General features: G+C 40.1%; 12 protein-coding genes. 6 read left to right on the top strand and 6 right to left on the bottom strand.

The features are described from left to right. The coding region (locus PLF31_03600) for a dockerin type I domain-containing protein (protein ID HRH26521.1) at positions 1 to 927 on the bottom strand (927 nt) is incomplete at its 3' end. A 171-nt stretch (positions 928 to 1098) separates the two neighbouring features. On the opposite strand from PLF31_03600, the gene PLF31_03605 reads away from it, so the two are divergent. From PLF31_03605 to PLF31_03615, 3 genes are all read left to right on the top strand, one after another. Further along, positions 1099 to 1335 carry a hypothetical protein gene (locus tag PLF31_03605; GenBank protein HRH26522.1) on the top strand — a complete coding sequence of 79 codons (237 nt, stop codon included), beginning with the start codon at positions 1099 to 1101 and terminating at the stop codon, positions 1333 to 1335. A gap of 9 nt (positions 1336 to 1344) precedes the next feature. Continuing rightward, positions 1345 to 1935: a PH domain-containing protein gene (locus tag PLF31_03610; GenBank protein HRH26523.1), complete on the top strand. Its 591-nt coding sequence runs from the start codon at positions 1345 to 1347 to the stop codon at positions 1933 to 1935. Positions 1936 to 2011: 76 nt separating this feature from the next. Continuing rightward, a complete protein-coding gene (locus PLF31_03615) occupies positions 2012 to 2299 on the top strand; it encodes a hypothetical protein (protein HRH26524.1) in 288 nt (95 codons plus the stop codon). A gap of 49 nt (positions 2300 to 2348) precedes the next feature. On the opposite strand, the gene PLF31_03620 is transcribed toward PLF31_03615, so the two are convergent. Continuing rightward, positions 2349 to 3512, bottom strand: coding sequence for a glycosyl hydrolase family 18 protein (locus PLF31_03620; GenBank protein HRH26525.1), 1164 nt, complete (start codon positions 3510 to 3512; stop codon positions 2349 to 2351). A gap of 83 nt (positions 3513 to 3595) precedes the next feature. Beyond that, complete coding sequence (locus PLF31_03625) at positions 3596 to 4066, bottom strand: hypothetical protein (GenBank protein HRH26526.1); 471 nt, start codon at positions 4064 to 4066, stop codon at positions 3596 to 3598. On the opposite strand from PLF31_03625, the gene PLF31_03630 reads away from it, so the two are divergent. Further along, positions 4065 to 5003 (top strand): D-alanyl-D-alanine carboxypeptidase family protein, encoded by a 939-nt coding sequence (locus PLF31_03630; GenBank protein ID HRH26527.1) that lies wholly within the window; start codon positions 4065 to 4067, stop codon positions 5001 to 5003. The genes PLF31_03625 and PLF31_03630 overlap by 2 nt on opposite strands. Here PLF31_03630 and lexA read toward each other — a convergent pair. Together lexA and PLF31_03640 are read right to left on the bottom strand one after the other, a co-directional pair. Then, positions 5000 to 5578 carry a transcriptional repressor LexA gene (gene lexA, locus PLF31_03635; GenBank protein HRH26528.1) on the bottom strand — a complete coding sequence of 193 codons (579 nt, stop codon included), beginning with the start codon at positions 5576 to 5578 and terminating at the stop codon, positions 5000 to 5002. The genes PLF31_03630 and lexA overlap by 4 nt on opposite strands. Positions 5579 to 5651: 73 nt before the next feature. Then, positions 5652 to 5861: a hypothetical protein gene (locus PLF31_03640; protein HRH26529.1), complete on the bottom strand. Its 210-nt coding sequence runs from the start codon at positions 5859 to 5861 to the stop codon at positions 5652 to 5654. Between the two features lie 235 nt (positions 5862 to 6096). On the opposite strand from PLF31_03640, the gene PLF31_03645 reads away from it, so the two are divergent. Together PLF31_03645 and PLF31_03650 are read left to right on the top strand one after the other, a co-directional pair. Continuing rightward, on the top strand, positions 6097 to 6309 hold the full coding sequence (locus tag PLF31_03645) for an exonuclease domain-containing protein (protein ID HRH26530.1): 213 nt from the start codon (positions 6097 to 6099) through the stop codon (positions 6307 to 6309). 56 nt (positions 6310 to 6365) lie between these two features. Further along, positions 6366 to 6758 carry a response regulator gene (locus PLF31_03650; protein HRH26531.1) on the top strand — a complete coding sequence of 131 codons (393 nt, stop codon included), beginning with the start codon at positions 6366 to 6368 and terminating at the stop codon, positions 6756 to 6758. Here PLF31_03650 and PLF31_03655 read toward each other — a convergent pair. Next, a partial coding sequence (locus PLF31_03655) for a HAMP domain-containing sensor histidine kinase (protein HRH26532.1) occupies positions 6753 to 7652 on the bottom strand: 900 nt, incomplete at its 5' end. The two genes, PLF31_03650 and PLF31_03655, sit on opposite strands and share 6 nt — an antisense overlap.

Here is a 7652-nt window from a genome sequence, read left to right on the forward strand (position 1 = left end):
TTGGTTAGGAAATACAAAACCTGTAAGATATAGACCACAAGCACCTGTTGATGCTCCGAGCACTTCTCCGTCATTGTCACCACCACGTCCTGATGATGAACGTCGGCGTGATGAATTGTTGTTGTCATCATCTTCGTCTTCGTCGTCATCTCCGTTTGTTGGTTCACCATTCATGTCACAGACAACTTTGTCATACTGCTGAGCAAGAATAAGGAGATCTGAGAAATTCACTGATCTATCCTTATTAATATCTCCTGAAAGACCTTCGGCTGTTTGGTTGTACTGGCTTGAAAGAATTTCAAGGTCAGTCATGTTTACAACACCATCATTGTTAATGTCTGCTGAAAGTGATTCTTCACACACTGAATTTGGAGGAAGTACACAAAGGCGCTTTCCATAGTTCTGAGTAAGTGTTAATAGGTCATCGAAGTTTACACTTCCATCACCATTAATATCTGCTTCTTCTTCAAAAACTTCAGAAGAATCTGAGTTTTCATAGTGTGCAGAGAGGATTTCAAGGTCAATCTTGTTAATGATTCCATTTCCATCGATATCACCCATCGCTCTAAGTTGTGAAGCTGCTGACTCACCTGCTAGGCAGGTTGGTCCATCAATCATCACTTCTGAATCTTCTGCAGTAGCATCTTCTGTTGAACCGTTAGTTACAGCATTTTCAACATCTGATGTGTCTGGAGTTAGCACAGTTTCATCAGTTGGGCCGTCATTTTCAACGTCAGTAGCAGGTTCTGAAGCTTCAGTTTGTGAAGCATCTTCTGCGACCGCGTCAGAAACTTCAACTACAGCGGCAACTGTAGCAGTTTCTGTTACGAGTTCCATATCAGCTCGTACAATAACGCTTGATGCTGAAAAGCATGCAAACGCAAGTGCAAGACCGAGGAAAACGAAGGTATTGTTTATATTTTTCATACTAATAATTATATGTAATTTTTGAATCCAAGATTTTTAACTCGCCACTTACAGACATTCCGACAAGCGGTATGGCCGTGGACGATTACCTACTTCTATAACAATAATCTATATTTGTCAATGGTTTATAACTTCTGAGCTTTTATAACTTCCCTGCTATACTTTTGTGATATGAACGCACAATCGTTGTTACTTGAAAGCCCACTTGCACTATTATCACACATGGGGGCTTTCGTTTTGTTACTTGTTCTTGCGCTTGCAGTATTTATTCTCGCCTCTCTTGTACTTGAATATCACTGGCGAACATATGGACACGATATTACAGCTGTAACTTTTCTAAGAAAGGTATATTTCTTTGGATCTATCCCAATGCTACTCATGCTCATCATTTCATTTATTGCTATCTAAACCATTAATATGACCTCCACCACTCCAAACCCTGTAAGTCTCTCTCAAGACGAACATATTGTTCTGGATGCTCAAAAACACTGGTTTATCATCCTTGTAGAAATTATCTGGATACCTCTTGCCGCTTTAGTTCCACCAATCGGACTTATCATTGCTCTCATTTCAGCTCCGTACCTTACTTTTATCGCACTTGAAAACTTTAACGCATTCTTGTTCTTCTACTCTATCTGGATTCTTTTCCTATGGATTTTGAGTTTCTCAATCATGACTGACTACTACCTAGACGTAGTTCGAATTACAAACAAACGAATTATCGATGTTGACCAGCAAGGATTCTTCTCAAGAAACATCGCGACACTTCGACTAGATGACGTCCAAGATGTTACGGTAGAAAGTACCGGTATTATCGCCACTTTCCTTAAGTTTGGTAGCGTTAAAATTCAATCTGCTGGACAACAAAACGAATTTGTCATTAAAGGAGTACGCCACCCTGACTTCGTTCGAGAAACAATCATCAAGGCACAAGGAAAGATTGTAGAAGCACCTCAACGAGTGATCATAGCTGGAAACGAAGCTTCAAGTCCACAAGGTACGTACTAATTTTGATTTTTATGGTAATCACGTTAGAGTGATACCTGATTTTGTTCACACGTAATATTCCTTAACAGGAGAAGCTATGACACCTTGGGAAAATACACCCAATGGCCCAACTCTTATCTTTAATAAACCCTTTCAGATTCGACTTACAGCAAACGGTGACTTCGACAGATTCAAAAACTTAAGCACCTCCATTAGGGACCAACAAGCAAGAACGATCACCGTTACAGCTGGTACAGTTACACATGAAGATAACTACCTCCAATTTCATGACACGAGCGGAGGGAGAACTTTTATCCGAAAAGAGTTTGTTGAAGCAATTACCGACAGCACAAATGACATGTGCTGGCCATGCAAGGTTCCGTAGATCAACACAAACCGCTTAGTACCCAAACAAAGGTTCAAGCGGTTTTTCTTTATTTCAATACGTCCCAAATGTCCTGGTCTTCTCCACCGTCGATCTTAAAGAGTGCGAGTCCTTTGAGTCCTAGTTCTTGTGCTAGCTCGGCTTTTTGTCTGAATGATTCAGCGTCATTCCACCAGGTGATGTTGAATGTAAGTGTGATTCCTGTTGCATTTGCAAAAGCGAGCGCACGTGCAGCGGTGATATTTCCACTTGGTGTATTTGCGGGTATTGGAAGCTCGGGAAGAATATTTGCTGTTGAAGTTGGTATATATGTAAATGATACTTCTCCAGAGCGTGTCCTACTTGGTTCAATACCAAGGTCATCAGCAAGTTTTGTTGCGTATCGAGGGTTAAATGACCATAAACGCTTATAATTCTGGAACCAGTCAGGTGAAACAGTCACTTCGTATTCATATCCATATGATGGGATTCCTAATACCAACTTATCCTTATCAATTGTCTCGATTGCGAGCTCGGCAACCTTTCTAACCCATTCAGTATCAGCGACAGGAATATACGGTGCGCCGATATTTGCAGAATTAAGTTTTAAATCTGCTCGTCCTTGGTCGTATGTCATCAACTTAACCCGATCGCAGTGCTTATTAATCTCTACATAATCATTTGCATATCGAATAGTTTCAGGAATAGTTTTGTAAAGTGAATCTGGTGGCGTTCGCGCTTCAATCGTGCACGACAACTGTTTTTTACCAATTGCGGTTTTCAATTCTTTTAGAAATAGTGAGAAATAATCTTTTGTCTCTGACCATTTTGCTTCGTAGTCAATATCTATTCCATCAAACTTTCCTTTTTTTACTGTACTTGCAATTGCCTTCACGTGTGCCTTTCGGAGTGACTCATCGCTGAGTATCCGATGCATTACCGCACCATCACCCCACATGATACTTGGGATTATCAGTACCTTTTCTTTTTTTGCTGCGGTAAAGAGCTTTTTCCAACTGCTACTTTTAAGACCCATGGTGTCGCTAAGAGTTCCATCTTGCTTAACAGAATACGCAAACGGATGAATCACATCCAATTGCTTTATATGCTTCCTCGCATCTGCTGCACCTTCACTAGCTTTCCAATATGGAATCCATCCAGATATTTCTAAATCATCAAAATCTGACTGACGTGAAGCTGCAAGTGCTTCACTTGGAGCCTGTAATACTGACACAGACACAAAACAAATTATGAGCAACGTGGCGAAAGAAAAACGCCTCGTTGATTGCAAAAAGATCATTCGCTAAGTATACCTTTTTATATACGTATTTTCGACTTTACGGTAAGAGGAATTTCTTGTGCGAGTACTGACCGATGTTTTCCTTCAATAAAAATACCAAATGTGTATGTTCCGTACCCTGAAAATAGAATGCCGGGCAGTTTTGTGCGAGTTCGCAATCTCCGCTTCTTTGGTCCGAACTTAAGCGGGAAAATTGCCTTTCCAATTTCACTGCCATTAGGATCAGCGATTGATATTCGCACATTCCATGACGTATCAGAAGAAACATCGTCTCTCTCCCACATTGCATTAATCTCAAATGGAAATTTCAGTAAATTTCCCTTACCTGTTTCCTTTCCTTCAACTTTTACATCTGAAGTTATTGTAATTTCTTCTAATACATCAAAAATAGAGAGAACTTTTGTCTCACTGTCTATCGCTGATGACCTCGATAGCATCGCCCAAATGTTTCGTACTGAATCCATGGTATTTGCTACAATGTACCTCATGACAGCAGAAAATGCACAATCAACACACACAGGTACAGAAAAACCTTTATTTACAGCCATTACCGTTGGAGTGGTAATACTCATACTGGCAGTAGGATACGGAGAGTTCCGACGGATGACACTTGCAAAGGAAGCAAGGAAATTAGGGCAAGAAATAGCCTCAAGCTCAGTTGCACACGAAAGCAGACTCGCACTCCTTGAAACTCGAGTAGCCACAACAGAAGCGGAGAATGATGCATTAATCGAAGCGCTTGATGAAGAGCGTGAGGATAGTGATTCTCTACGAAAAGCAGTCAAAGATCAGATCAGTAAGATCAACAGTACAGTTGGATCACTAGACAAGCTAAGCAAAACTGATCCAGAGCTACTCCAGAAATATTCCAAAACATATTTCCTTAACGAACATTACATTCCATCAAAACTCGATTCTATAGACCGTGCATTCTTACTCCAACCAGAGCGAGCTCACCAGTTTCACGATGACGCGCTTCCTTTTCTTGAAGATATGATTCGAGAAGCTGCTGATGACGATATTGATTTGAAAATTGTCTCTGCATACCGTTCATTCGGTACACAAGCATCATTAAAAGCTAATTACTCTGTTACATACGGAGCAGGAACAGCAAATCAATTCTCAGCAGACCAAGGGTACTCTGAACACCAGCTCGGTACCGCGATTGACGTGACGACTCCAGAACTTGGAAACGCATTCGATAGGTTTGACCAAACAGCTGCGTTTACATGGATGAAAGAAAACGCACATAAATACGGCTTTGTACTCTCATATCCTGAGAAAAATGCTTTCTATCTGTATGAACCATGGCACTGGAGGTTTGTTGGTGTTGATCTTGCAACAAAATTAGATCGACAAAACAAAAACTTCTACGACCTAGATCAAAGAGAAATTGATAAGTACCTCTTAGTTATTTTTGATTAATACTTTCGTATAACAGCCTTCACAACAGCTGCGATATGAAAACTATGCTTAGGATGAATTGGTGGAAAATCCTTATTTGCCGGTTCAAGCCACGGCTTTCCATTAGTGTGACGTAAATATTTCATTGTCCACTCTCCATCGACTTCGGCGATTACAATATCGCCATCTTTAGCATTCTCTGTTTTTTCCACTAGCACCATGTCTCCATCGGCGATATGCGCATCAATCATTGAATCCCCATCAACCTCAAGCATATATGTAGATTCCTTCTTTCGAACGAGATATTCCTCGAGATGAACACCTTCTCGAACATACCCTTCAACATCGGCCGGAAAACCAGCTTTAACAGAACCAAGTAATGGCACTTCTCCAAAAATATCACTTGGCATCAAACGACCAAGGTGGTCTTTCGCGACAATTCCAGCATCAATAAATTTTTGAACAACACGATACACTGCGTTTTTTGATTTAAAACCGAACATCTTCATCATCTCGGTGTATGTCGGCATTCGTCGCTCTTCTTTATAGAAAGAGACAAGTGTGTCTTTATATGTATTTATTCCTTCTTTTTTCATGTATATAAGTTGTGGTGAAAGTATATCTTTCTTGGAGTAAGTGTAAATAGCAGATTACGTAACGTCTTCAAGTTTAAAAAAATGACAACATCTTCATTGCACGTACAAAACCCCATCCACTAACCACCTTATTCTTTTTCAATCTTCGACTAACATCGAGCAACATCTTGTGTCGACGTGCTAAGTCTGAATAATCAGCCCCATAGAGAATCCTAAGATCAATATCTAAATTAATCTTCTCAAGTTCGTTAACTACTAGGTGTTCATATTGGCGCTGGGTCATGGTGTTATACGATTTATTAGTATATATAGAGTATATGTGAACAATCGTTCACTAGTCAACTGTGGATAAGCCACCACGTCACACCACGTAATTTTGTCTATACTTTCCCCTCTTATAATTCACTTACTTTTGTAAATCTCTGATTATTACTACGTTAACACCGAAACTAAGGAGAGTACTATACATAAGTAAGTTGTTTCTTTAGATCAAAGACCTGGGTTAAAACCTCAAACGCTTGCGCTGTACCATCGTTCATACGAACCTTTCACAGTCTCTACAAGGTACGTTTACTATTGTGGACGTTGAAACTACGGGTATGCGAGCTGCATTTGACCAAATCATTGAGATTGGAATTGCGTTAGTCAAAGACAGTGTGATCATTGATACATATGGATCATTAGTAAGACCAAACCAATCGGTAAACCCATACCACCTTAGAGAAATATGACAAGTAAATTGTTCAATAGTACACGACGTGTATAATGACGTGTAAACAATTTACATATGACAGAAGCAGCCAAGAAAATATTAATCATGGAGGATGACGAGACAATGCTCGAAACCCTCAAGGTTCGTCTCGAGCAAGAAGGATACGTAGTTACTGCAACCTACGACGGAGAAGAAGGACTTGTAGAGTTTTGGAAAGTTCGACCAGATTTAGTCATCATAGACATCATGATGCCGATGAAAGATGGGTTAAATGTAATTAAAGACATCCACAAGAAAGAACCTCAAAACGAAGTTCCAATCATTATCCTCACAAACACAAAGGACTCCTCATACCTTGCCGCAGCACTTTCAAACCAAGTCACAAGCTACCTCACAAAAGCAGACCACACTCTGGAAGACATCGTTACGGTTGTAAAGAAAAAGTTCGAAGATCTCGCCCACCTATAAACTCTTTGCTGGTTGTTTAGTGAATGTTTTTGGTAGACCAATTACAAAGATAGTACCTCCGCCATCTCGAGCTGTTACCTCAATTATTCCCCCGTGCATGTGCGCATACTGCTGGGCAATATATAATCCCATTCCTGAACTTTCTTGATCGGTATAGTGACCTTCCGTACGTAATGTTCGATAGTACCCTTCAAAAATCCTTGGTATATCTTCCGCTGAAACCCCAGGTCCACAGTCAGAGATCTTAAACAAATGAAAATCTCCTTTGGCCTCGTACCCAATCTCCACTCGTGAGTGGGTACTTGTATATTTAACTGCGTTAGAAATGATATTTGAGAATACGTGTCGTATTTTCTCCTCATCAGCTTCAATTGGAATATTTTTCTGCCACGATGGCAAAAATTCTACAGATACAAACCTATGGTCCGCAAAGAAATACAACATCTCAACTATTCCTTCCACAAGTGCAGCAGCATTAATTTTTCTTGGTATTAATGCTATTGATCTATGGTGCTCGAGGGCATCCATATTTAAAAGAGTATTTAGTCTATGTAACAAGTTTGATGCACTCTTGTGTAACAGTGAGAGTGTATGAATCTTGCTTACTGGCATCGATGTGTCTTTCATCATACTTTCAGCAACCCACCGTATTCCTGTTAAAGGTGTTCGTATCTCGTGTGATGCAATAGAAAGGAATTTTGCCCTTGCTTCAAGAAAACGTCGTTCGTTTCGGATGAAGAAATATATTGCCCAGAGGATAGTCAGTAACACCAGTGTCAACAAAATTGGTAATGAAGAAAAACCGTATACAGCTCGGTAATAATCCCTTGCATTGAAATCAAGACCAACTTCTGCAACAACCTCACCAGTTTGATGATCAAGAATTGGGTATAT

The sequence above is a fragment of the Candidatus Paceibacterota bacterium genome (assembly GCA_035438625.1).
Lineage (GTDB): Bacteria > Patescibacteriota > Minisyncoccia > Phycocordibacterales > DAORIS01 > DAORIS01.

Excerpts from the sequence above, each read along its gene's own strand:
- PLF31_03605 (HRH26522.1), top strand. The coding sequence starts at position 1,099 with ATGAACGCACAATCGTTGTTACTTGAAAGCCCACTTGCACTATTATCA.
- PLF31_03610 (HRH26523.1), top strand. The coding sequence starts at position 1,345 with ATGACCTCCACCACTCCAAACCCTGTAAGTCTCTCTCAAGACGAACAT.
- PLF31_03615 (HRH26524.1), top strand. The coding sequence starts at position 2,012 with ATGACACCTTGGGAAAATACACCCAATGGCCCAACTCTTATCTTTAAT.
- PLF31_03630 (HRH26527.1), top strand. The coding sequence starts at position 4,065 with ATGACAGCAGAAAATGCACAATCAACACACACAGGTACAGAAAAACCT.
- PLF31_03625 (HRH26526.1), bottom strand. The coding sequence starts at position 4,066 with ATGAGGTACATTGTAGCAAATACCATGGATTCAGTACGAAACATTTGG.
- lexA (HRH26528.1), bottom strand. The coding sequence starts at position 5,578 with ATGAAAAAAGAAGGAATAAATACATATAAAGACACACTTGTCTCTTTC.
- PLF31_03640 (HRH26529.1), bottom strand. The coding sequence starts at position 5,861 with ATGACCCAGCGCCAATATGAACACCTAGTAGTTAACGAACTTGAGAAG.
- PLF31_03650 (HRH26531.1), top strand. The coding sequence starts at position 6,366 with ATGACAGAAGCAGCCAAGAAAATATTAATCATGGAGGATGACGAGACA.